Annotated in this window: 20 protein-coding genes; 12 read left to right on the top strand and 8 right to left on the bottom strand. The window is 72.6% G+C overall.

The window, feature by feature from the left end; translation table 11 throughout:
- Positions 1-30: 30 nt before the first annotated feature.
- Positions 31-1,395: a cryptochrome/photolyase family protein gene (locus ABEA10_RS07730; RefSeq protein WP_345459290.1), complete on the bottom strand. Its 1,365-nt coding sequence runs from the start codon at positions 1,393-1,395 to the stop codon at positions 31-33.
- Positions 1,396-1,426: 31 nt separating this feature from the next.
- Positions 1,427-2,014: a hemerythrin domain-containing protein gene (locus tag ABEA10_RS07725; protein ID WP_345459287.1), complete on the bottom strand. Its 588-nt coding sequence runs from the start codon at positions 2,012-2,014 to the stop codon at positions 1,427-1,429.
- 262 nt (positions 2,015-2,276) lie between these two features.
- Between ABEA10_RS07725 and ABEA10_RS07720 the strand changes: the two genes are divergently transcribed.
- The gene (locus ABEA10_RS07720; protein WP_345459284.1) at positions 2,277-2,723 is read left to right on the top strand and encodes a PaaI family thioesterase; all 447 of its coding nucleotides are present in this window, start codon (positions 2,277-2,279) and stop codon (positions 2,721-2,723) included.
- A 19-nt stretch (positions 2,724-2,742) separates the two neighbouring features.
- On the opposite strand, the gene ABEA10_RS07715 is transcribed toward ABEA10_RS07720, so the two are convergent.
- Positions 2,743-4,128, bottom strand: coding sequence for an MFS transporter (locus tag ABEA10_RS07715; protein ID WP_345459281.1), 1,386 nt, complete (start codon positions 4,126-4,128; stop codon positions 2,743-2,745).
- Positions 4,129-4,319: 191 nt separating this feature from the next.
- Complete coding sequence (locus tag ABEA10_RS07710; RefSeq protein WP_345459278.1) at positions 4,320-4,877, bottom strand: hypothetical protein; 558 nt, start codon at positions 4,875-4,877, stop codon at positions 4,320-4,322.
- 196 nt (positions 4,878-5,073) lie between these two features.
- Here ABEA10_RS07710 and ABEA10_RS07705 point away from each other — a divergent pair, with 196 nt between their 5' ends.
- The 3 genes from ABEA10_RS07705 (at position 5,074) to ABEA10_RS07695 (ending at position 7,481) form a co-directional block, all read left to right on the top strand.
- Positions 5,074-5,475, top strand: a complete 402-nt coding sequence (locus ABEA10_RS07705) for a hypothetical protein (RefSeq protein ID WP_345459275.1) — start codon at positions 5,074-5,076, stop codon at positions 5,473-5,475.
- A gap of 81 nt (positions 5,476-5,556) precedes the next feature.
- Positions 5,557-6,828 carry a sensor histidine kinase gene (locus ABEA10_RS07700; RefSeq protein ID WP_345459272.1) on the top strand — a complete coding sequence of 424 codons (1,272 nt, stop codon included), beginning with the start codon at positions 5,557-5,559 and terminating at the stop codon, positions 6,826-6,828.
- Positions 6,825-7,481: a response regulator gene (locus ABEA10_RS07695; protein WP_345459269.1), complete on the top strand. Its 657-nt coding sequence runs from the start codon at positions 6,825-6,827 to the stop codon at positions 7,479-7,481. The genes ABEA10_RS07700 and ABEA10_RS07695 overlap by 4 nt, the downstream gene beginning before the upstream one ends.
- 3 nt (positions 7,482-7,484) lie before the next feature.
- Here the strand turns inward: ABEA10_RS07695 and ABEA10_RS07690 are convergent, their stop codons facing one another.
- On the bottom strand, positions 7,485-9,341 hold the full coding sequence (locus ABEA10_RS07690) for a bifunctional metallophosphatase/5'-nucleotidase (RefSeq protein ID WP_345459266.1): 1,857 nt from the start codon (positions 9,339-9,341) through the stop codon (positions 7,485-7,487).
- A gap of 163 nt (positions 9,342-9,504) precedes the next feature.
- Here ABEA10_RS07690 and ABEA10_RS07685 point away from each other — a divergent pair, with 163 nt between their 5' ends.
- Complete coding sequence (locus tag ABEA10_RS07685; protein WP_345459263.1) at positions 9,505-10,356, top strand: hypothetical protein; 852 nt, start codon at positions 9,505-9,507, stop codon at positions 10,354-10,356.
- Here ABEA10_RS07685 and fabF read toward each other — a convergent pair whose 3' ends face one another.
- Positions 10,357-11,589, bottom strand: a complete 1,233-nt coding sequence (fabF, locus tag ABEA10_RS07680) for a beta-ketoacyl-ACP synthase II (RefSeq protein ID WP_345459260.1) — start codon at positions 11,587-11,589, stop codon at positions 10,357-10,359.
- A 124-nt stretch (positions 11,590-11,713) separates the two neighbouring features.
- Here fabF and ABEA10_RS07675 point away from each other — a divergent pair, with 124 nt between their 5' ends.
- The 3 genes from ABEA10_RS07675 (at position 11,714) to ABEA10_RS07665 (ending at position 14,694) form a co-directional block, all read left to right on the top strand.
- The gene (locus tag ABEA10_RS07675; RefSeq protein ID WP_345459257.1) at positions 11,714-12,727 is read left to right on the top strand and encodes a zinc-dependent alcohol dehydrogenase; all 1,014 of its coding nucleotides are present in this window, start codon (positions 11,714-11,716) and stop codon (positions 12,725-12,727) included.
- A 63-nt stretch (positions 12,728-12,790) separates the two neighbouring features.
- Complete coding sequence (locus ABEA10_RS07670; RefSeq protein WP_345459254.1) at positions 12,791-13,927, top strand: acyl-CoA dehydrogenase family protein; 1,137 nt, start codon at positions 12,791-12,793, stop codon at positions 13,925-13,927.
- A complete protein-coding gene (locus ABEA10_RS07665; RefSeq protein ID WP_345459251.1) occupies positions 13,924-14,694 on the top strand; it encodes an SDR family NAD(P)-dependent oxidoreductase in 771 nt (256 codons plus the stop codon). The genes ABEA10_RS07670 and ABEA10_RS07665 overlap by 4 nt, the downstream gene beginning before the upstream one ends.
- A 48-nt stretch (positions 14,695-14,742) precedes the next feature.
- Here ABEA10_RS07665 and ABEA10_RS07660 read toward each other — a convergent pair whose 3' ends face one another.
- Positions 14,743-15,678, bottom strand: a complete 936-nt coding sequence (locus ABEA10_RS07660) for an LLM class flavin-dependent oxidoreductase (RefSeq protein ID WP_345459248.1) — start codon at positions 15,676-15,678, stop codon at positions 14,743-14,745.
- Positions 15,679-15,892: 214 nt separating this feature from the next.
- Between ABEA10_RS07660 and ABEA10_RS07655 the strand changes: the two genes are divergently transcribed.
- The 3 genes from ABEA10_RS07655 (at position 15,893) to ABEA10_RS07645 (ending at position 18,730) form a co-directional block, all read left to right on the top strand.
- Entirely contained in the window at positions 15,893-17,551 is a 1,659-nt protein-coding gene (locus tag ABEA10_RS07655; RefSeq protein ID WP_345459245.1) for a class I adenylate-forming enzyme family protein, read from the top strand.
- A gap of 98 nt (positions 17,552-17,649) precedes the next feature.
- Entirely contained in the window at positions 17,650-18,237 is a 588-nt protein-coding gene (locus ABEA10_RS07650) for a hypothetical protein (protein WP_345459242.1), read from the top strand.
- Positions 18,238-18,331: 94 nt separating this feature from the next.
- Positions 18,332-18,730: an Mth938-like domain-containing protein gene (locus ABEA10_RS07645; protein WP_345459239.1), complete on the top strand. Its 399-nt coding sequence runs from the start codon at positions 18,332-18,334 to the stop codon at positions 18,728-18,730.
- Here the strand turns inward: ABEA10_RS07645 and ABEA10_RS07640 are convergent, their stop codons facing one another.
- Positions 18,731-21,592: a hypothetical protein gene (locus ABEA10_RS07640; protein WP_345459236.1), complete on the bottom strand. Its 2,862-nt coding sequence runs from the start codon at positions 21,590-21,592 to the stop codon at positions 18,731-18,733. It abuts the gene before it with no gap.
- 241 nt (positions 21,593-21,833) lie between these two features.
- On the opposite strand from ABEA10_RS07640, the gene ABEA10_RS07635 reads away from it, so the two are divergent.
- Positions 21,834-22,295, top strand: coding sequence for a pyridoxamine 5'-phosphate oxidase family protein (locus ABEA10_RS07635; RefSeq protein ID WP_345459233.1), 462 nt, complete (start codon positions 21,834-21,836; stop codon positions 22,293-22,295).
- The last annotated feature ends 26 nt before the right edge of the window (positions 22,296-22,321 follow it).

The following is a 22,321-nucleotide window of genomic DNA, read 5'->3' as shown; positions in this document are numbered from 1 at the left end:
CGCCCCCTCGTCACTCCGCCCACCTCCTCGTCACGCCGCGCGGCCCGTACGGAAGCGGGCCAGCGCCTCGTCCAGGTCCACGATGGGATCCGGGTAGTCCAGGCGGCGGCGCAGGTCCCCGGGCAGCAGCCAGGGGCGGTGGACCGCCGATCCCTCGACCTCTCTCAGCTCGGGCACCCAGCGGCGCACGTAGTCACCCTTGGGATCGAAGCGTCTCGCCTGCAGCAGCGGGTTGAGGACGACGTTCGGGCGGGTGGCCGCACCGGTGCCGGCCACCCACTGCCAGTTGAGCTGGTTGTTGGCCACGTCACCGTCGACGAGCAGGTCGAGGAAGTGCCGTGCGCCCACACGCCAGTCGACGTACAGCGTCTTCGCGAGGAAGCTCGCGGTGATCAATCGGCCGCGATTGTGCATCCAGCCCTCCGTGACGAGCTGGCGCATCGCGGCGTCGACCAGGGGATAGCCGGTACGGCCCGCACGCCAGGCCTCGGCGTCCTCGCCGTCGGGCCGCCACCGGTCCTGCCGGCAGCGATAGTCGTCCCGCGCCGCGTCGGGGCGGTCGGCGAGCAGCTGCCGGTTGAAGTCGCGCCAGGCCAGCTGCCGGACGAACGCCTCCGCGCCGGCTCCGCCCCGCTGCCGCGCGCGGTGCACCACCTCGATCGGCGACAGGCAGCCGAAGTGAAGGTACGGCGACAGCCGGGAGGTGGCGTCGGCGGCCAGGTCGTCGTGCAGGTCCTCGTACCGGTCGACCGGGCCGCCCAGCCAGGCCTTCAGGCGCCGCCGCGCCTCGGTCTCCCCGCCCGGGGGCAGGCCGGACGACGGCCGGCCTCCGGCGAGCCCGACGGCCTCGGGCGGCGGTTCCGAATCGATATCGGGCACCGAGACCTTCCGCGGCGCCCCGAGCGGCCGGCGCGCTCCCGCGGCGCTCCACTTGCGGAAGAAGGGGGTGAAGACCGCCGAGTGCCCCTTGTCCGCAGGCGTGATCGCGCCGGGCGGGATCACCACGGCCGCGTCAGCGTGGACGCACAACTCGCGGCGCATCCCGGCCAGCGCGGCACGCAGGCGTTCCTCGCGGCGCTGGGCGAACGCACTGACGTCACCCGCCACGTGCACCTGGCCCGCGCCGGTCTCCTCGGCCACGCGGCAGACCTCACGTACGAGGTCGCCCGATCGGATCACGAGCCGCCCGCCGCGCTCCCGCAGCGCGGCGTCGAGGTCGGCGAGACAGCCGGCGAGGAACGCCCCGCGGTTGGGCGTGCGGAACCCGGCGGCGCGGATCCCCTCATCGAGCACGAACAGCGGAACGACCTGGTCGGCGGCGTCGAGCGCACCGCGCAGCACCGGGCTGTCGTGCGTCCGCAGATCGGCCGTGAACAGTGCGATCGCTACGGTCATCACCCAGGACCGTTTCCGTTCCGGGCCCAGATCACTCCGGTTCGCGGCTCGCCGGCGAGTAGGCCTTGCCGGGACCGCAGAGGTTGTCCCGCACGCGTTCGACCAACCCGATGCCGCTCTTGACGATCGTGTGCAGCAGGGGCGGCTGCGGTTCGCCGGACGTGCACCGGCTCGGCGCGCCCGCCTTGGCCTTCTTCGCCTTCTCCCCCAGCGAGACGAGCATCTCCCGGCTCAGGTGCGCGGCCAGCAGCGGAAAGATCCGCTCTTCCTCGTCGGCGATGTGCCGCCGCGCACTGATGATCGCCCAGGACAGGAGCAGAGAGAAGTGATCGTCGGGCAGGTCGGACCGTTCGAGCTGTTCGAGGATCTTCTCGACATGCTCGTGCTCGCCGCACGCGCCATCCGCGATCCGGTCCCCGTCGGGCAGGTACTCGCGGACGACCGGGTAGAAGTAGGCCTCCTCGGCCACGGAGTGCCGTACCGTCTCGATGATCATCTGGTCGGTCAGCGAGCGTTGCAGCGGTTCCCCGCCGGAGAGCACCTCCAGCTCGGTGAACAGCTGGTTCAGTTCTCGGTGATCTTCCGTCAGGACGGTGATCAGGTCCTCGGGCGGGTTCATGACGTGCGGTTCTCTCTGGCATGGCCGCTGACGGCGACCGGGTACGCGGCGGCCTGCGGTCGCGCGCTCGGTGCCGATTCGTCCCAGCCCTGCCCGCGTCGGCGTGCGACAAACGCCGCGGAGCACAAAACCGCAGGTGAGCCCCTGTCTTCGTCCAGATCGGACCCGGCGGCCGACCGGTGATCGATCACCGACCGTCCCTTGCGGTCGCCGACGATGTGGGCGATCCTCCGGATCGGGACACCATGCCGCGAGGAGTCAGATGACCATCTGGACGGATCGTCTCGACAGCATCCAGGCCGGTCAGGCCACCAAACCGACGGTCGTGGAGATTCTCCGGCTCCCCGACATCGTTTCGTGGGAGCCCGGCCAGGTCGTCACCAAGTGGGAGACCGACGAGGACTTCTTCACCACCGGCGGCCAGCTGTTCGGCGGATACCTCGGGGCCCTCGCCGACCAGGTCATGGGCCACACCGCGATGTCGGTGCTGGAGGATGAGAACGCGTTCCGCACCGCCCAGATGAACGTCACGTTCTACCGCCCGGTCCGTAAGGGCGTGCTGTGGATCACGGGCAAGGTGACCCACAAGACCCGGCAGGCCATTCACGTCCAGGTCGAGTTCACCGACGCCGACGGCACTCCGATGTGCTCGGTCTCGGGCATCCAGATCGTCTTCCCGAGGAGCCCCCGGTCGACCCCGCCGCGATGACCCGGCGCGGGCCCTGACGTCATGTCGTGGAACGGCCGCCCGCCCCGTCGGGGGTACGGTCCTCGCCCGCCGGTGACGTCGGCGCCCTGACGCTTCCCGGGGGCGGGATCGGCAGGGTGCGCATGCGCAGCAGCGGCGAGGGCAGCAGCCAGCCGGCTCCGGCGAGCGCGCCGGCGACGGCGATCACCAGGGTCGTACGCGGGCCGACCGCCGTGCCGAGGGCCCCGGCGGTCAGCGATCCGAGCGGACGCGCACCGTAGTTGACCGCGCGGTACGCGCCGGACACCCGCGCCCGCACCGGATCCGGGATGACCGCGGCGAAGATCGACCCAGCCGAGATGTCCAGCATCATGACGCCGATCCCGGAGCCGAACTCGGCGAGAAAGAGCAGCGTGAGCACGGTGTCCCGCCCGCCGCCCGCGGCCGGGACGAGGAACAGCGGGGCGGGGTACAGCACGCAGCCGGCGATGAACGCCGGTCCGATGCCGATCCGCGAGGCCACCCGGCCCGTGATCATCGATCCGAGCAGGCCCCCGGCCGCCCCGGCGCTGAGCACGGTCCCGAGCAGCCCCGGCGGCACGCGCAGCGTGGTGGTCGCGTACAGCACGAACAGCGCGGCGAACATGTAGGTGAAGAAGTTGATCGTCGCGGTCGCGCCGAGCGCGGCGCGGACCACCCGTGAGCCGGCGATGAACCGGAACCCGCCCGCCGGTGAGCTTCCCGGGGTCCGCGCGGTGGCCGGCTCCGGCGACCTGACGCGGAACAGGAAGAACGCCGACGCCAGGTACGACAGGCCGTCGGCCAGAAGCGCCGCGGGCGCGGACAGCGCCTGGACGAGGGCACCGCCGAGCCCGGGCCCGCCGGCGTCCGCCAGTGCGTAGCTGCTGTGCAGGAGGGAGTTGCCGGAGACGTAGCGCTCCGGCGGTACGAGCGAGACGAAGAGTGTGCTGTCGGCGACGGCGAACAGCACGCTGAGCGTGCCGACGGCGAACGCGACGGTGTACAGCTGGACGCTGGTCAGCACCCCGGCCGCGTACGCGATGGGGATGCTCGCCATCAGGGCGGCCCGGCCGAGATCCGCGGCGACCATGGCGCGACGGCGGTGACCGTACCGGTCGACGAGCACACCCGCCGGCACGGAGAACAGCAGGCTCGGCGCGAGCCAGGCCGTCATGAGGTACCCCATCTGCGCCGGCCCCGCGTGCACCACGAGTACGCCGGTCAGCGGCAGGGCGATCAGCGACACCTCGTCGCCGAGTAACGAGATCGTCTGGCCGGTCCAGTAACGCCGGAAGGGCGGCTCGGTGAGCAGTGGCGGGATCAGCCTCCCGACGCGCGATGCCAGGTTCGTGCGAAATCGTCGCCGTTGACCGGAATCGTGATGAAGGCCCCGTCTCGTCCCCATACCGACAACGTTCGTTCGCCGAAGACGCCTTTGTAAACGGGCGCGAGGCGAGGGCGCTCCCGTCCGGGTCAGCGTGCGAGGTCAAGACCGGAGTCCGACGGCGGGCCACCCACTCGGAAACAGCCCAGGTCAGGGTGTGGGGTGGCGGCAGGAGTTCGACGGCGGACCCATCCGGTCGGGAACGGGCCGGGTCAAGGTGTGGGGTCGAGACCGGAACTCGACGGCAGACCCACCCGGTCGGGGACGGCCCGGGTGAGGCCGCGGAGCCAGCCCTCCAGGTCCGACGGCCACCAGCGGCCGGACGAGAGCCGGCTCAACGCGTCCGTGACCGCGGCGGCCGAGGCGCGGGCCGGCACGACGCGCGACGGGGCGCTGCCCGCCAGGGCTCCGAGCCACCAGTGGCGTCGCGTGACCGGCATGTCGTCGGGGTCGAGCACGACGTAGTAGTCGGGCAGGGCCAGCCGGTCCGACCGCAGTCCGGCCAGGGCCGCCTCGATGGCGACCTCCAGGCCGCCGACCGGCGCCGCGCCGTCGAAGAGGCCGACCCACGCGTCGCCGACCGCCGCCAGCGGGTCCGCGTCGTGCACGACGTACGTCGCCGTGGACCGGTGCACCGCCTCCTCGATCTCGGCCGGCGAGCGCTCGCCACGGCTGATCGCCCGGACGTTGTGCAGCCCGTCCAGCCCGGAGACGACCTTCCCCGACTGCTCGCCCGCCACCACGACCACCGTGCTGCTGAGTCGCCTCATGTCTCGGAGTCTAGAAGCCGCCGTCGTCTCCCCGGCGGCCCGGATCAACCGATCGGTGGATCGGCTCGGCCGTCCGGCCGGTCCGCGGTTTCAGCCGCCGACCCGGGAGTACGGGCGATGTCCGCGCATGCCCGCTCTTGCGACGCTGACGGCACCTGACGAAGACAGGCAAGCCGGCAAGACAGAAAGGCATGACATGGACACCCGACCGGAGACCCGTACGGCCTTCCGCACCGTGAGGCTGCTCGTCGGCGGCTATCTCCTCCTCAGCGTGGTCACCTTCGCGGCCATCGTCCTGCTCCGCGGCCACCACTCCGTGGTGAACGACGCCGTCTGGGTACGGGGCACGATCGTCGCCCTCACCTCGCTGCTGATGTTCTCGTTCGCCGCCCGCGCGGCCCGCGGCTCCCGCGGCGCGTTCCTGCGGCTGCGGATCGCCTCGGCCGTCATGGTCGTGGCCATCATCGTGATCATCTCGCTGCCCGGGACGTTCCCGCTGTGGCTGCGGCTCGAACAGAGCGTCTGCGGGCTCCTCCTGCTCTGCGTGGTCGTGCTCGTCAACGGCCGGCACCTGCGATCGCTGTTCGCGGGCGCGTGACGAGCGCGAACAGCGATGGCGTACGGAACGGCCCCGGTTAGATTGTCCTGGGAACGGTGGCTGTCGCCAGGGAGGACGGACATGAGCGGTCCGGTGCCGCGGGCCCGGCTGGACACCCGGGAGCAGTGGCCGCCCGTGGTGTCCGTCGCGCCGTACCTCCTGCTGGCGATCCTGACCGCCATCACCGTGGCGGAGAAGCGCTCCTCGGGCGGCCTCACCGTCGACCTGGTCCTCTGCGGGCTCGCCGCCCTGTGGATGCTGTGCATGGTCACGCTGCGTCCCGCGTGGCGGGAGAGTCCCCCGGCCATGGCCGTGTTCTTCACCGTGCTCATGGCGATCATGACGGTCCTGGTGGTGCGCGACCCCTGGTGGGGGTTCTTCGCGCCCGCCGGATACCTGTACGCGTTCCGGCTCATCCTCTGGCCGTGGCGGCTGCTCGGCGTCGCCGTGGTGGCGGCGCTGGCGGGCACCGCGCAGGCCTCCGCGATCGGCAAGACGACGCTGCTCGGGTTCGTCGTCTACCTCGCCGTCGTGGCCGCGAACATCCTTCCGATGTGCGGGTTCGCCTGGTTCGCCCGGCGGAGCCGCGAGCGGAACGACCAGCGCGAGCAGGCCCTCCGCGAGGCGAGGGAGGCGAACCGCAGGCTCGAGGCGAGCCTGGCCGAGAACGCCGGCCTGCACGAGCGGCTCGTGGCCCAGGCGCGCGAGGCCGGGATCATGGACGAGCGCCAGCGGATGGCGCGGGAGATCCACGACACCCTCGCCCAGGGGCTGACCGGGATCATCACCCAGCTGCAGGCGGCCGAGCAGGCCGAGGATGACACCGCGGACTGGCGCCGCCACGTGACGGCGGCGACGCGGCTGGCCAGGGAGAGCCTGACCGAGGCGCGGCGGTCGGTGCACGCGTTGCGCCCCGAGCCCCTGGAGACGGCGCGGCTCAGCGAGGCGCTCACCGGCGTCGCCGGGCGCTGGTCGGCGCTGCACGGGCTCGCCGTCGAGGTCACCACGACCGGTACGGCACGGCCGATGGAGCGCGAGGTGGAGGTCGCACTGTTGCGCACCGCCCAGGAGGCGCTCGCCAACGTGGCCCGGCACGCGCGGGCGACCAGAGTCGGGGTGACCCTTTCCTACATGGAGAACGAGGTGGCGTTGGACGTGCGGGACGACGGGTGCGGGTTCGACCCGGCGAAGATGACCGGCGAGCGCACGGAGACGGGCGGCGGGTTCGGCCTCGTCGCGATGCGCCAGCGGATCGAGGGCCTGTCCGGGACGCTCCAGGTCGAGTCGGAACCGGGCGCGGGCACGGGCGTCTCCGCCTGCGTCCCGGCCGCGCCCGCGGAGGTGTCCGCGTGAGCCGCCCGGAAGGCCCGATCAGGCTGCTGATCGCCGACGATCACCCGGTGGTGAGAGACGGTCTGAGCAGCATGTTCGCGCGTGAGCCCGGGTTCGAGGTGGTCGGCGAGGCCGGCGACGGCGCCGAGGCCGTACGGCTCGCCGAGGAGCTGCGGCCCGACGTCATCCTGATGGACCTGCGGATGCCCGGAATGGACGGTGTGACGGCCATCGCCGAGCTGGCCCGCCAGGGCACGGCGGCGCGCGTCCTCGTGCTCACGACCTACGACACCGACAGCCACGTGCTACCGGCGATCGAGGCGGGCGCCACCGGCTACCTGCTCAAGGACGCCCCGCGTTCGGAACTGCTGCGGGCGGTGCGCGCCGCCGCCCACGGCGAGGCGGTCCTGTCCCCGTCGGTCGCGTCCCGGCTGATGAACCGGGTCCGTACTCCGGGCTCGGGGCCGCTCAGCCGGCGGGAGATCGAGGTGCTCGAACTCGTCGCGGCCGGATGCACCAACCGGCAGGCCGCGGCGCGGCTGTTCATCACCGAGGCCACGGTCAAGACGCACCTGCTGCACATCTACGACAAGCTGGACGTCGGCGACCGCGCCGCGGCCGTCGCCGAGGCGTACAACCGCGGCCTGCTCGTGCCCGGCGCGCCGGACCGGTGACGCCTAGAAAACGGGGGCGCCGTCGCGGACCAGCTTCCAGTTCTCCGCGTGGAAGGTGGCCGGGTCGATGGTCTTGGCCGCCGAGGCGTACGCGACGATCGCCTCGCGGATCGCGACCTGCGCGTTGTAGACGACCGGCGCGGTGGTGATGCCGGGGAAACCGCCGCCGCCGGACTGACGGTAGTTGTTGACCGCGACCACGAACTTCTGGTCGTCGGCCACCGGCGTGCCGTCGTAGGCGAGGCCGGTGATCCGCGAGCCCTCGGGCTTGGCGATGTCGACGTCGTACGTCACGCCGGACATCTGGTCGTAGTTGTAGTCGGGCAGGTCATGGGCGTTGGTCCACGACGCCGGGTCGACCGGGGCGTCCGCCGCGACCTGCTCGTAGTACCGCGCCGAGTACTCCAGGTAGGCCTTGATCTGAGCGCCGGTCAGGATGCTGGCCAGCAGCGTGTTGTCGTAGATGTAGAGCCCGGCGATGTCCTTGACCGTCACCTTCCCGGCCGGGAACGTCGCGGCGCGGTTGAACGGCGCGGCGATCGAGATCACCGGCAGCGATTCGTTGGCGGTGCCGGCGATGGCCTTCTTGACCGTCTCGGTCTGCACCAGGTTGACGTAGTCGAGGATCGCGGTGTCCTTCCAGCAGGACTCGGCCGCGGACATCGCCTCGGTGGAGGTCGCGACGTCCTGGTTGACGTACGCGACCACCGCGTCGTGCTGCTTCTTGACCAGCGCGACGAGCTTCGGGTCCTCCTGCACCGTGTTGGTGTTCACCGTGGTGGCGGACTTTCCGGCGACCTTCCAGCGGCCACGGTCGCGGGTCAGCGTGAGGTCGAAGACGGACAGTCGCTCACCCCAGCACATCGGCTCGCTCATCACGACGGTCTCGCCGGTGGCCTTGTTGGTGACGAACCGCTCGGAGACGTCGATGTGCGCGTGGCCGAAGAGGATGGCGTCGATGCCGGGCACCTCCTCGGCGACCATGGCCGCGGCGTTCTCCACCGGGATGTCGCCGGTGTAGGACGACAGGCCGCTGTCACCCGCGTGCGCGCTGACGACCATGACGTCGACGCCCTCGGCGCGGATCTTGGGAACCCACCGCTTGGCGGTCTCGACCAGGTCCAGGAAATCCAGCTTGCCGGAGACATTGGCCTTGTCCCAGATGGCGACGCCCGGGTTGGTCAGGCCGAGCAGCCCGACCCTGATCGGCGGATGCCCGTGGACGTGCATCTTCTTGATGATGTACGGGCGGTACGCCGGCCGGTCGGTGCCCGCGTGCACGGCGTTGGCCGCCAGCACCGGCGCGTGCATCTGCTCGATCCAGGCGTCCAGCAGCGGAAGGCCGTAGTTGAACTCGTGGTTGCCGAGCGCCACGGCGTCGAAGCCGATGGCGTTCATCTGCAGCGCCATCGGGTGGGTCTGGCCGGTCTCGGTGAACGGCTCCACCGTGGCGTAGTAGAAGCCTAGCGGCGTGCCCTGGATGGTGTCGCCCGCGTCGAACAGCAGGGTGTGGTCGCGCCCGCGGTCCTTGCGGATCTGGTTCACCAGGCTCGACACCCGGGCCAGGCCGACCACGTTGCCCGCGCTGTCGCTGTAGGCGGCGTCCTTGTAGTAGTCCCAGTCGACGGCGTGGCTGTGGATGTCGGAGGTGCCCATGATCGTGATGGTCACCGAGTCCTTGCCGCCCTTGCCGGCCGTGGCGGCCTCGGCCGCGCCGGGCCAGCCCGCGAGGGCGAGCGCGCTCGTCGCGGTCAGCCCGCCGAGCACCTGCCTGCGGCTGACTCCCCGCCGCTGCTCGGCGTCGTCCGGTATACGACAGGAACACCACCGAGGCGTGGGGCCGGGCCGACTTTTCTTCATGGCGGGCGCGTTTCCTTTCCGTGGGCAAGCGTCGCCACGATAGAGGTCGTACGCCGCTTTCGAACCGGTCAGATGTTCCCAGCCGCGCGCCCGAACGTTGGCACTCCCCGGCCTTGCCACCGTCCAGGCGAACGCCTTCGCGGTGCGAAGCGTCCTTTATTTCATGAATGTTGCCCGGAACGCCGGTCCTCTCGTCCTAGCCGCCGCCGTGGGGGCCTTACTCGGACTCGCGCAGGTCGCGGTGGCGGAGGCGGCCGGCATCCTCACGCTCGACGCGGACTTCGGAGCGGGTAACGACCGCGTCCAAGGCGTTCAGGTGACCCTGGTCGCCTGGTACTGCGCGATGGCGGTGCCGACGGCCGCCTGGCTCGCGGGCGCACGCCGCGACCGCGGAACCCGCGCGGCGGCCGTCCCCGCGGCGGCCGCCGGAGCGCTCGCGGCCCATCCGCTCGTCGCCCGGCTCGGCGGCGAGGCCGTCCGTGCCGACACCGGGACCGCCGTGCTGCTCGGCGTCCTGCTGGGCGTCGCGGGCGGGGCCGCCGTCGCGGCGGCCCCGGTCGTCGGCCGGGGCATCGCGGCGTACGCCGTGCTGCTGTGGGTGGCCGCGCTCGTGCTCACCGCGCTCGTCTCCCCGACGGTCGTGTACGCGGGCCTGGTGCAGCCGTTGGGCCTGGACCTCGCGAGGCCGTGGGGGTCGGCTCTGTCGAACCTGCCGTACAACCTGGGTTACCACCTGCCGACGATGCTTCCGGTCGCGGTGGTGACCCTCGTGCTGGCCTGCGTGGTGAGCGGCGTGACCGCCCGGCGTACGGGCGCCTGGGCGGCGGCGACGGCGGCGGGTGCGGCCGGCCCGGTGCTCGGCGCGGTCCTGTACCGGCTCCTGCCGGACCAGGTGTACCTGTGGAACGAGTCCGCGAGCGCGGTCGTGCTGCTCCTCGCCGGATGCTGCCTGCCGCTCGCCGCCGGCGCGGCGGCCGTCGGCCGGCGCCTCCACCGGCCGGACCCGGACGCGTGATCAGGGCTCGCGGATGACCGCGACGCAGTTCTGCCCGCCGAAGCCGAACGCGTTGACGAGCGCGGTGCGCACGCGCAGCGGACGTGCCGTGTTGGGCACGTAGTCCAGGTCGCATTCGGGGTCGGGCGTCTCCTGGTTGATCGTGGGCGGCACGACGCCGTCGCGGATCGCCAGCGCGCAGACCATCGCCGACAGCGACCCGGCCGCACCGATCATGTGGCCGACCATCGACTTCGGCGAGCTCACCGCGACGTGGTCGGCGTGCGTGCCGAGCGCGGCCCGGATCGCCTTGGTCTCGGTGACGTCGTTGGCCTTGGTCGAGGTGCCGTGCGCGCAGATGTAGTCGACGTCCGCGGGGGCGGTGCCGGTGCGCTCCAGGGCCTGGCGGATCGCCGCCGTGGCGTACGCGCCGTCCGGCTCCGGCGCGCTGACGTGGAACGCGTCGCTGGTCAGCGCCCCGCCCGCGACCTCGGCGTACGGCGTGGCGCCCCGGGCCCGCGCGTGGCGCTCGGACTCCAGGACCAGCAGCACCGCGCCCTCGCCGAACACGAACCCGTCGCGCTCGCCGTCGAACGGGCGGCTGGCGCGCTCCGGCTCGTCGTTGCGGCGCGACAGCGCGCCCATGTTGGTAAGGCCGGCGAATATCGCCGACGTGATGCCGGCGTCCGTACCGCCCGCGATCACGATGTCCGCCTCGCCCGCGAGGATCAGCCGCCGCGCGTCCAGCAGCGCGTACACGCCGCTGGCACAGGCGAGGGCACCCGCGGTGACCGGCCCGTGCACGCCGAGGTCCATGGCGACCTCGCACGCGGGCATGTTGGGGATGACGGAGGAGACGTAGTACGGGCTGACGCGCTGCTCCCCGCGCTCGTGCAGGGTCTCGACGCCGCTCTGGATCTCCGGGAAGCCGCTGACGGCGTTGTTGACGACCACGCCGACCCGCGAGGTGTCACCGTCCAGCACCAGCCCGGCGTCCTTCACGGCCTCCCGCGCCGCGGCGACCGCGAACTGGGAGAAGCGCGCCGAACGACGAAGCCGCTTGTGGTCGAGCACCTGCTGGGGGTCGAAGCCGGTGACCTCCCCCGCGATACGCACGCGGTCGTGGGACGCGTCGAACCGGGTGATCGGTTTGATGCCGGACCGGCCGTGCGTGAGCGCCTCCCACGTCGAGGCCACGTCGTTCCCCACCGGGGTCACCGCGCCGAGCCCGGTCACCAGCACCCGCTCTGCCACCTGCTGTCCATCTCCCTTACGCGACATGGCCACACCCGGCAGACACAGTACGCCTCTGTAAATCGGACACCGCACGCCGTACACCCACTAACAGGCACGAGCGAGGCGACTAACGTGACATGTCGTGCGACGGATAACGATCAACGGGCCGGGTTCGGTGCGTCTCGACACGACCGGTCCGCCGTCGCCGCCTCCGGGGTGGGCGCGCATCCGCGTCGTGGCGTGCGGGATCTGCGGCACCGACGCGCACTACCTGCGCGGCATGCCGTTGCCGCCGGGGGTCTCCTATCCGCTGGTGCCCGGCCACGAGGTCGCCGGAGTCGTCACGGAGCTGAACGAGCCGGCCGGCGACATCGCCGTCGGCGACCTCGTCCTGCCGCACCTGATCATCCCGTGCGGCGCCTGCGAGTCGTGCGCGTCCGGCCGGGAGCAGCGGTGCGCGACCGCACCGATCCTCGGCATCCACGAGCCGGGCGGGCTGGCCGACGAGCTGGTCTGGCCGGTGTCGCGGCTCGTGCGCGCGAACGGCCTGGATCCGGTGACGGCCGCGATCCTGCCCGACGCGGCGGCCACCGCGTACCACGCGCTGACCGTGGCCGGCGTGCCCGACGGCGGGGTGCTGTGCGTGTTCGGCGCGGGCGGTGTCGGCACCGCCCTCGTGCACCTCGCCCGCGTTCTGGTGCCGGAGGCGACGGTGGTCGCGGTCGTGCGCAGCGAGGCCACGCGGCGGCGCGTCGCCGAGCTGGGCGTCCCCGCGTTCACGGCCGGGCGGTTGAAGGAGCTGCGGCGCGAGGTCGGCCCGGCCGACGTGGCGATCGACTTCACCGGTTCGCCGGAGACGCCCGCACAGGCGGTACGGACGCTGCGCCCCGGCGGGCGGCTGGTGCTCGGTTCGGTCACCCCCGGCGACCTGAACCTCGGCTGGATCACCTCGTTCGTCACCCGCGAGATCAGCGTGTCCGGCACCTACACGTCCACCATCGACGACCTGCGGCAGGTGGTCGCACTGCTCCGCGACGGCCGCCTCGACCTGTCCGGCATGGTCAGCCACCGGCTGCCGCTGGACCGGGCGACCGAGGCGTTCGACCTGCTCGACCGGCGCCCCGACGGCCTGGTGCGGATCGTCGCCGAACCCTGAACCGGGCCCTGACCGAGGCCGAACCCGAGAAGAGAAGGCTCGAAAGAGAAGGAGAACTCCCCCGTGGCCGGCATCCCCGAGCTGAACGATTTCCGTGCCTTCTTCACCGGCGAGGTGGAGGCGGCGGCGCCGGAGATCGAGCGCACCGACCGGATCCCACCGACCGTCCTCGACGGGGCGGCCCGAATCGGTGCCTACCGGCTGACCCTGCCCGAGTCCCACGGCGGCTTCGGCCTGTCGACGGTGGAGCTGCTGCCCTACCTGGAGGCCGCGGCGATGGGACCGGGTGCCGGGCGCATGCTGGTGCACCTGTCCAACGGCATCTGGCGGCCGATCCTGCGGTACGGGAACGAGCGCCAGCGCGGCATCGTCTCGCGGATCGGCACCGGCGACGCCGTCGTGGCGTTCTGCCTGACCGAGGCCACCGCGGGGACCGGACGGGACCTGCGCTCACGTGCCGTGCGCGACGGCGACGGCTGGCTGCTGACCGGTGAGAAGCACCTCATCACGTTCGCCGACCGCGCCGACTGGTTCCTGCTCGTCGCCGCGTCCGACGAGCGGGCGGCGAAGGACTCGCTGACCGCGTTCCTGATCCCGCGGGACACTCCGGGGTTCGGCATCGACGCGACCCAGCGCACCATGGGCCTGCACGGCACCGGCCACGCCTGGCTGCGGTACGACGGCATGCGCCTGGATGACGCGCACCGGCTCGGCGCGGTGGGCGAGGGCCTGGACGTGGGCCTGTACTTCCTCGACTACAGCCGCATCTCGCTGTCCGCCTGCATGGTCGGGCTCGGGGAGCGCGCCCTCGACGAGGCCGCGCGGTTCGCGCTGCGGCGCGCCACCTTCGGCCGGCCGATCGCCGACCGCCAGGCGATCCAGGCGCACCTCGCCGACATGCGGGCCGACATCGACGCCGGGCGCGGTCTCGTACGGCGGGCCGCGGAGGCGTTCGACCGGGGCGAGGAGGTCACCGCCGCCGCGTCCACCGCCAAGCTGTTCTGCCTCAACATGATCGGCCGGGTGACCGACCTGGCGCTGCGAGTGCACGGCGGGTTCGGCTACAGCGTGGCCGCGCCGATCGAGCGCATCTACCGGGACGCCCGCGGCTTCTGGTTCGAGGAGGGCACGCAGGAGATCCAGCAGCTCGTCGTGGCCCGCAAGGTGCTGACGGACGCCGCGCAGAAGGAGGGCTCATGAAGGTCGTGCTGGTCACCGGCGCCGCGTCGGGCCTGGGTCGCGCGGTCGTACGCCTGATGGCCGCGCGGGGGTGGACGGTCGCGGCTCTGGACCGCGCCGAGGCGTCCGACGACGGAGCGGCGCTGACGGTCACCGCCGACGTCCGCGACGCGCGGGCGGTCGAGGACGCGGTGACGCGGACCGTGGACGAGCTGGGCGGCCTGCACGCGGTGGCGGGCTGCGCCGGGGTGTTCCACAACGACCTGACCCCGCTGCACCTGCTCACGGACGAGGCGTGGGCCACTCATCTGGACGTCAACCTGACCGGCGCCTTCCACGTCGTACGCGCCGCGCTGCCGCACCTGCTGGAGACGCAGGGCGCCGTCGCCCTCGTCGCGTCGGTCGCGAGCCGGTACCCACAGCCGGGCGGCGCCGCGTACGCCGTGTCCAAGGCGGGCGTGGCGTCGCTGGCCCGCGCGGTCGCCCTGGAGTACGGGCCGCGCGGCGTACGCGCGAACGCCGTCTCGCCCGGCTACATGGACACGCCGATGGCCGCGCCGCTGATGTCCCGCCCGCACCTGCGCACGGCCATCGAGCACGAGCTGCCGCTCCGCCGCGCCGCGCACCCGGACGAGATCGCCCCGGTCATCGAGTTCCTGCTGTCCGACGCGGGACGGTACGTCACCGGGGAGGAGGTCACCGTGGACGGGGCGGGGGCCCTCACCGCGTACACGAGCGGCGGCGACGTCGACCGCATGTGGCGCCGCAACGGCGTGACGGACGGCTGAGAGTCCCGTCGCGAGCGCTGCGCGGCGGGGCGGGGGAATCCGGGCCGCTCAGTCGAGCAGCTCGCGGACCTTCGCGTAGGCCTCGTACTGGGCAAGCGGGTCGGGGGCGGCCGGGTGCAGGGCGAACTCGGTGACCCCGGCCTCGCGGTAGGCCGCCAGACGCTCGGCGACCCGGACGGCCGGGCCGAACAGGGTGTAGCGCTCGACGGTGTCGAACCGCAGCCGGTACTGGCCCCAGAGCATGGCCGCGGCCTCCTCCCGTGCGGTGTCCTCCCGGTCGGCCACGTTGACGAAGACCAGCATCGTCGTGGACGGCTCCGGACGGCCCAGCTCCGCCGCGCGGGCGGCCAGCGCCCGGCGCCGCGCGGCGACCGTGTCCGGGCGGTGCCACATGGCCAGCCAGCCGTCCCCGTGGCGGGCGACGCGTTCCATCGCGGCGTCGCTGCGCCCGCCGACGTACAGGGGCGGCGGTGACGCGGGAGCGGGCTCCAGCCCCGGGCTGTGCACGGACAGCAGCGGGCCGCAGTGGTCGACCGGCTTGCCGGTGAGCAGGTCCGGCAGGATCTCCAGGGCCTCGTCGAGCCGGCGTCCGCGCTCACGGACCGGCACGCCGGCGGCGGCGAACTCCTCGGGGTTCTCCCCGCCGATGCCCACGCCCAGCGTGAGCCGGCCGGGCGCGAGCGCGTTCACCGTCGTGAGCTGCTTGGCCGCCCACACGACGTCGCGCAGCGGCAGCAGCAGCACGCCGACGCCGAGCCGGATGCGGGAGGTGACCGCCGCGGCGGCGGACAGCGCGCACATCGACTCCAGCAGCGGCGGGTGGAAGACGAGATGGTCGCCGGCCCAGGCGGTGTCGAAGTCCAGCTCCTCCGCCCGCCGCGCGGCCTCGACCAGTGGCGGCGTCCCCTGCCGGAACGCGTCCAGGGTCGGCAGGTACACGCCCCACCGCAGCCGCTCGTTCTCGGTTCCGGCCGGTGCGCGCATGTCCGCCTTCCTCCCGTTCTGTCCGACCCGCGTGACGGGCGGGGATTGATCGCGGTTTATCGTTTCACCCCGCAAGGAAGTCTCCACGCACCGGGTGTCCGCTCCCGGCGCCCGCGCGTGCCTGGAGTCGTTCCGGCCACGAAACGGATGACGACCGTCACGACACGGGAGGCCGACCCTCCGAGCCGACCGCCGGGCCGTGGGAAGGAGCCGCATGTCCACGCAAGCCGAGTACGACCCGTCCGCCTTCCGGGCGGTGCTCGAGCACGAGTTCACGTACCTGCACGGCTTCCAGCGCAACACCCACCGGTACGCGAACCGGGTGGCCCTGCACGACCCGGAGTCCGGCCGTTCGTGGACCTACGCCGAGCTGGGCTCGGACGTGGACCGGCTGGCGGCGGGCCTGGCCGCGGCGGGCGTGGGCCCGGGCGACGTGGTGGTCTACCAGCTCTACAACTGCCCCGAGTTCGCCATGGTGTACCTGGCCGCGCAGGCGTGCGGGGCGATCGGCGCGCCGATCAACTACCGGCTCGCCCCGGGCGAGACCGCCTACATCCTCGACGACAGCGCGCCGAAGGTCTTCGTTTACGACGCCGCGCTGGCCGGCCCGGCGCGCGACGCGCTCGCCCTGGCCGGGCACCGGCCGGACGTCGTCGCCGCACTCGGCGCGCCGGGGGACGGCGGGGCCGCACGCGAGGACGCGGTGGCGTTCGGCGACCTGTTCGCCCCGCCGGGCGCGGCCCGTCCGGAACCGGCGGCCACCGGATATGAGGAGACCACGCGGCTCTACACGTCCGGTACCACCGGCATGCCCAAGGGCGTCGCGCTGAACAGCCTCGTCGAGGTGCTCAGCGCGCACGACGTGATCATGCACTTCCCGCTCTCGCCGGAGGACATCACGCTGAACATGACGCCGTGGTTCCACCGTGGCGGCCTGTTCTCCGGCGGGCCGAACCCGGTGTTCTACGCGGGCGCGCAGGCGGTGCCGATGCGCGCCTTCGACCCCGACCTGGTGCTCGACCACGTCGAACGCCTCGGCGTCACGTTCCTGATCGGCGCGCCCACGAACCTGGAGATGCTCACGCGCGCCCAGCTCGAGCGCCGCCGCGACCTGTCCAGCCTGCGCGGCATCGTCACCATGGGGGCGCCGCTGACCCGGGACGCGTGCCTGCGCTACCAGGAGGTGCTGACGCCGCGGATCTTCAACGGGTACGGCACCACCGAGACGTTCTGGAACACCTTCCTACGCCCCTCCGACCTGCCCGAACACGCGGGCAGTGCCGGACGCGCCTGCACCGACGACGACGTCGCCGTGGTACGGCTGTTCGACGACCGGCGCGCCGAGCCGCACGAGACGGTCGCCCACGACGACGCGGAGATCGGCGAGGTCATCGTCCGCTCCCCCAAGTCCGGCTACCACTACACCAACTCCCCCGAGACGGACGCGAAGAAGTTCCACGACGGCTGGCTGTACACCGGCGACCTGGCGACGTGGGACGCGGACGAGTACATCACCATCGTGGGCCGGCGGGACGACATGATCGTGTCGGGTGGGGAGAACGTCCATCCCACCCAGGTGGAGGAGGCTCTGGGCGGCCACCCGGGCATCGCGGACTCCCTGGTCGTGGGCGTCCCGGACGAGCGCTGGGGCCAGCGGGTCGTCGCGTACGTGGTCCGCGCCGACGAGACGCTGACCGCCGCCGACTGCGAACGCCACTGCCGCACGCACCCGATGCTGAGCCCGTACAAGCGACCGCGCGCCTACCGTTTCGTCGACGCTCTCCCGATGAACGCGACCGGCAAGAAACTGCACTACAAGGCCACCGAACAGGCGGCCACCGAGTACACCGAAGGCCTCTTCGAGTCACCCTGAAGCGTGATGCCGCGTCTTGTTGAGCACGGCCTATCGCGGGAGTAGTCTGCGGTTTCGTCCGGCATTTCCTCGCACCGTGAATCTCCTCGGGAGTCGTCATGGCCGGCCGCGACGTGGGCGCGAATATGTTCTCGAAGCTGATGAAGGATTTCCTCAGAGGTCCCGGGACCAAGCCCGCAGGCGCGGATGCCGCGGATTTCGGCGCCACGGCGTTCTTGACGGCCGGCGGACGCGACGCGGAGCACTACACGCTGCAGCCGGAGGAAGTTGAGAACGCGCTATCCAATTTCAAGAGCGGCGACAACGAGGCCACGCTCGGCCGCTTCGGCGAGGGAGCGAGGTTCGCGGGCGTCTACAATCCCGCGAACGACCGTTTCCTCGCCTACCCGAGCGGCGACACGTTGCTGCTCGACGGAGGAGTTCCCGCCAACCGTGTTCCGCGCAACCTCGGGCATCTGAGGGTGAACAACGTGCTCTCGAAGACGCTGAACGTCGACCCAACGCGCAATTTGGGGTTCACCGCGACGTTGAAAGGCGACGGTTCCTTCGGAATGAAGTGGCTCTCTCGATCCGTCAACGAGCTCAATCCCACGTTCGAGGGGAACCAGGTCCCCTACCTGCCGATAGATCGGATTACGAACATTTTCGCCCAGGCGACCGGACGAGCGGTGAAGTCCGAGACATGAGCACCGCGGAGATCCGGACCGCCGTCTGCCGGTGCCGGGCGCGCGGCCATCGTCGTGGGCCCGCCGGACCGGTGCGGCCCGGGCAGGAGCAGGAATGACTCCATCAGACACGGAACCACCGGCCGCCGCGCGCCGGTCGCCGCGCGTTCTCGGCATCTCCTGGGGCCGCATGGAGGTCGAGGCCCTGGGTACCGGACGCGACTTCGTTCTCTATCCGGGCGGAGGACGCCGGTGGGACTGGAACGAGACGGGCACGCATCACGATCCCGGCATCCAGCCCGCCGACGTGACCGACCTCATCGAGCACGGAGCCGCGGTCGTCGTGCTGAGCCGCGGCATGGAGTGCCGGCTCGGCACGTGCCCGGAGACCCTCGACCTCCTCCGCGGCCGGAACATCGAGGTCCATGTCGAGGAGACCCGCAAGGCCGTCGAGCTCTACAACCACCTGGCCGCCTCCCGCCCGGTCGGCGGTCTCTTCCATTCGACCTGCTAGCTAGGCGGGGCGGTGGCGGTGGGCGCGGGACCACAGGGCCGGCCAGCCGCCCGTGCCGAGCCACGAGGCGGGCAGGCGCAGGCCGTGTTCGGCGATCGCGTCCCAGAGCCGGGTGGTGTCGGCGCCCATCTCGCGAGCGAGGGGGAACGCGCGCTGCCACGGGCCGCTCTCGTCCTCCAGGGATGTGGCCGGGTGGCCGGGAACGGCGACGGTGCGCGGCGGGGCGACGGGCGCGAGCTCGATCGCGGGAGCGCGGCAGGTGACCATGACCGTGAGCGCGCAGAGCAGCGGTTCGGACGGGCGGCCGGCGATGGCGCGGGCGACGACCGGGTCGTCGCGGTTCGCCAGCTCACCGATCGCCCGGCGCGTGCCGCGTGCGGCCAGGTCCAGCGCGTACGCGTCGGCCACGGCCGGCAGTTTGACCAGCTTGCGCAGTGACTTGGGCAGCGGAGACCCGTCCAGCAGCAGGGAGAGTGCCTCGAAGCGATCGCGTACGGCGGGGTCCAGGGCCTCGACCGCGGTCGTCAGCGGACGGATACCCCCGGCGGCCCACAGCTGGTCGAGGTCGACGGCGCCGGTGTCCAGCGCGCGCCGACAGGCGTCGGCGAAGCGCGCCGCGCCGAGGCGCCGCAGCCGGGTGAGGGCCGCCTCCGGCGGTGTGCCCGCGAGGCGGGCGAAGGTCCCGAGCACCTCCTCACCGGCCTCGTCCTTCCACGCGCGCCGCGCGAGAGCGTCCAGCGCCGGTCCGGCCTCCGCGGTCAGGCGGGACGCCGAATGCCTCCGGGCGGGCCGCACGGGCGGCGCCTCGTCCGGCGGAGCGGGTTCCGCCGCCGCGCTCGCGTCATCGGCGGTCGGGCCGGGGATCGTGTCGACCCAGTCCCAGATCCGCCTCTCCAGGACCGGGTCGGGCGTGTCGTTGAACCTCGCCGCGATCTCACCCACCCGCCAGCCCCGGCCGACGGGCCGGCGCGGAATCAGTTCGACGTTGAGGAGAAGGGTCCCCTCCTCGTCGTACAGCCCGGCGAGGCAGGACCGGCCAGCCCTGGCCTCCTCCAGGTAGTACGGCCCGGCGATGCAGTTGCCCATGTAGTCCGACCACTCGGCCAGCGTGCGGGCGCCCCGCGCCACCCGGAAGCGGACTCCCACGCCGGGCACCTCGGCACCGTCCAGCGCGGCCAGGGGCGCCGGTACGGGGAACTCTCCGGTGAGCGCCTCGGCGATCGCGGTGCCGGCCAGCAGACCCTCGGTGAGCCCCCGCCAGGTGCGGACGCCCTTGGGCGGAGTGCCGCCGAGCGCGACGAGTTGGGCGGCGCCCGAGACGGCCAGCGTGATGGAGTCCAGCCGCGGGGTCAGCGGCTCGTCCGGCGGCGGCGGGTCGTGGTCGAACCACGGGGCGCCGGTGCCCCGCGTCACCCCCGCGACGTCGTTTCCGTACAGCTCGGCCAGGGCATCGATGAGGTCGGCGTACCACAGCAGGTCGCCGACCATCTCCACCTCGGCGGGGGCGGCGTCCGGCGAGGCCGCGAGCCGCCGGGACAGCGGCTCCTCCTGCCCGAGGAGAGGGACGGTCCAGGGCGGGATGCCCTCCCACCCGGCGGGCGGCCGGGCGGGGCCGTACCCGGCTCCCGCGCGCCATTTCCGCAGGTCCGACCGGCCCCAGTTCCGCCGTACGTGCTCCGGGGCGCCCGGGTACGCGTAGAGGAGGGCCGCGGCCGTCTCCATGACGACCCGGGCGTAGTCGCGGGCGCACGCCAGCCGCTGCCGGATGTAGGCCGCGAACTTCGCGTCGTGGGGCGTGCCGCTGGTCAGTTTGCGGTGGATGTCGCGGACGTACGCGATGGGATGGGACGGCAGGCCGGTGAGACCCGGCACCGGGCGGGAGGAGCGCGTCGCGACCCAGGCGGTCTCGGCGTCGGCGGCGCGGATGAGCGCGGCGGAGCGCGCGAGGCCGTCCTCCAGACCGTGGTCGGCGACCGCGACCGCCGTACGGAGCAGGGCGGTCGTGGCGAGCGCGTCCTGCAGGAGCCCGGCCAGCGCCTGCGACCAGTACCCGTCGGGCGGGACCCACCGCGCGGCGTCGGCCAGCGACGGCTCCCGGCCCTCGTACGCCCTGAGCCAGCCCAGGATCACCTCGTCATCGTCGTGCCGGCGGCGCAGGCGCAGGTCGCCGATCCGGTCGCGGCGGCTCTGCGTCGCGAGCCGCCGCTCGCGACGCGCGAGGCCGGCGTGATGCTCCAGCACCTGGGCCCACAGGTCGAGGACCAGCTCCAGCCGGCGCGGCCGAGGCACGGGTTCGAGAACCTGCCGTAGGTGGTGGGCGAGGGCGGAGGGCGGGCCGTCCGGGGTGAGGTCGGCGCCTTCCGGCGCCCGCAGGGCGAGGACCTGCTCCACCTGTTCCGGCCCGAGTGTGTCGCTGGCCGCGACGGCGAGGTGCAGCGCCGCCCACCGGCCCTCGCCGATCGCGCGTGCCGCCGCTGCCCCGACCCGCCTGGTCACCGCGGGCCCGAACAACGCCACGAGGAACCCGGCGCGGTCACCCAGACGATGGGCGTCCTCCACCCCGAGGACCCGGAGGGCGGCCAGGACGGCGTCGCGCTGATCCCCGCGCGCCCCGGCCAGCCGCGCGGACCGGAAGCCCGCGCCGAGATCGACGTTGGCGCCCGCCGCGGCGACGCCGCCGGCCGCCACCAGCCGGCCGAGCTCGTCGACCGCGCCGCGGACCTGATCGTCAGTGGCCTCGGCCGGCCCGAGAGCGACGGCCGCTCCCGCGGGCGCGTCGGACCCGTCCACCGGGGCCGGCGACCCCGGAACCCAGGCGCACCGGCCGTCGGCCACCACGCCACCCGCGAGCCGGATCTTCATCCGGTCCATCATCGCGGACACCACCGGTCCCGCGAACGCGATTTTCCCGATAAGCCCTCTTCCCGGCGTTCCGCTTGGCCGTCATCGACCTCGTCGAGACGGCACTGGGCCACCACCGGCTCCTGGTCCGTCGCAACCGCACCACCGGTGAACTCGCCGAAAGCCGAGGGTTCATCGGTCGCTGGGAGTAGGCCCTGCGCCTGAGGCGCGCTTCGCGCCTGCTTGGCTAACGTCGGCCCTCATGGAGACCACGGGAATCGTTCGTCGCCGGACGGCGGAGCGGAGGCGCGACACTCTGGAGCGGCTCGTTACCGAGCGGGATGTATGGGTGTCGACGGCCCACCCTGATCATGGGCCGCACCAGGTGCCGCTGTGGTTCTTGTGGGACGGGCGAGCAGCGTGGATGTGCACCAGCGCCACTTCGGTGACCGCGCGGAACGTCCGCGAAGAGCCGCGCGTGCGCCTGTCGCTACCGGACACCTTCGACGTGGTGCTCCTCCAGGGTGAGGCGGAGTGCTTCCCGGACCAGGAGGTGCCCGGAGGCGCAGCGGAGGCGTTCGCCGGCAAGTTCGGGTGGGATCCACGCGTGGAAGAGGGGTCCTTTCTCTATGTACGCGTGGTCCCGAGGACCGTGCGCGCTTGGCGCGGCGAGCCGGAGCTACGCGGGAGAGTCATCATGCGCGACGGGAAGTGGCTGGAATAACGGCCGTCCCTCGCCGACGCGCCTCT

Source organism: Actinoallomurus oryzae (assembly GCF_039541955.1).
GTDB lineage: Bacteria > Actinomycetota > Actinomycetes > Streptosporangiales > Streptosporangiaceae > Actinoallomurus > Actinoallomurus oryzae.
This window is presented reverse-complemented; position numbering and strand designations above follow the sequence as displayed.

Excerpts from the sequence above, each read along its gene's own strand:
- ABEA10_RS07665 (WP_345459251.1), top strand. The coding sequence starts at position 13,924 with ATGAAGGTCGTGCTGGTCACCGGCGCCGCGTCGGGCCTGGGTCGCGCG.
- ABEA10_RS07640 (WP_345459236.1), bottom strand. The coding sequence starts at position 21,592 with ATGAAGATCCGGCTCGCGGGTGGCGTGGTGGCCGACGGCCGGTGCGCC.
- ABEA10_RS07705 (WP_345459275.1), top strand. The coding sequence starts at position 5,074 with ATGGACACCCGACCGGAGACCCGTACGGCCTTCCGCACCGTGAGGCTG.
- ABEA10_RS07685 (WP_345459263.1), top strand. The coding sequence starts at position 9,505 with ATGAATGTTGCCCGGAACGCCGGTCCTCTCGTCCTAGCCGCCGCCGTG.
- ABEA10_RS07660 (WP_345459248.1), bottom strand. The coding sequence starts at position 15,678 with ATGCGCGCACCGGCCGGAACCGAGAACGAGCGGCTGCGGTGGGGCGTG.
- ABEA10_RS07655 (WP_345459245.1), top strand. The coding sequence starts at position 15,893 with ATGTCCACGCAAGCCGAGTACGACCCGTCCGCCTTCCGGGCGGTGCTC.
- ABEA10_RS07730 (WP_345459290.1), bottom strand. The coding sequence starts at position 1,395 with ATGACCGTAGCGATCGCACTGTTCACGGCCGATCTGCGGACGCACGAC.
- ABEA10_RS07635 (WP_345459233.1), top strand. The coding sequence starts at position 21,834 with ATGGAGACCACGGGAATCGTTCGTCGCCGGACGGCGGAGCGGAGGCGC.
- ABEA10_RS07650 (WP_345459242.1), top strand. The coding sequence starts at position 17,650 with ATGGCCGGCCGCGACGTGGGCGCGAATATGTTCTCGAAGCTGATGAAG.
- ABEA10_RS07710 (WP_345459278.1), bottom strand. The coding sequence starts at position 4,877 with ATGAGGCGACTCAGCAGCACGGTGGTCGTGGTGGCGGGCGAGCAGTCG.
- ABEA10_RS07645 (WP_345459239.1), top strand. The coding sequence starts at position 18,332 with ATGACTCCATCAGACACGGAACCACCGGCCGCCGCGCGCCGGTCGCCG.
- ABEA10_RS07690 (WP_345459266.1), bottom strand. The coding sequence starts at position 9,341 with ATGAAGAAAAGTCGGCCCGGCCCCACGCCTCGGTGGTGTTCCTGTCGT.
- ABEA10_RS07715 (WP_345459281.1), bottom strand. The coding sequence starts at position 4,128 with ATGGGGACGAGACGGGGCCTTCATCACGATTCCGGTCAACGGCGACGA.
- ABEA10_RS07720 (WP_345459284.1), top strand. The coding sequence starts at position 2,277 with ATGACCATCTGGACGGATCGTCTCGACAGCATCCAGGCCGGTCAGGCC.
- ABEA10_RS07700 (WP_345459272.1), top strand. The coding sequence starts at position 5,557 with ATGAGCGGTCCGGTGCCGCGGGCCCGGCTGGACACCCGGGAGCAGTGG.
- ABEA10_RS07725 (WP_345459287.1), bottom strand. The coding sequence starts at position 2,014 with ATGAACCCGCCCGAGGACCTGATCACCGTCCTGACGGAAGATCACCGA.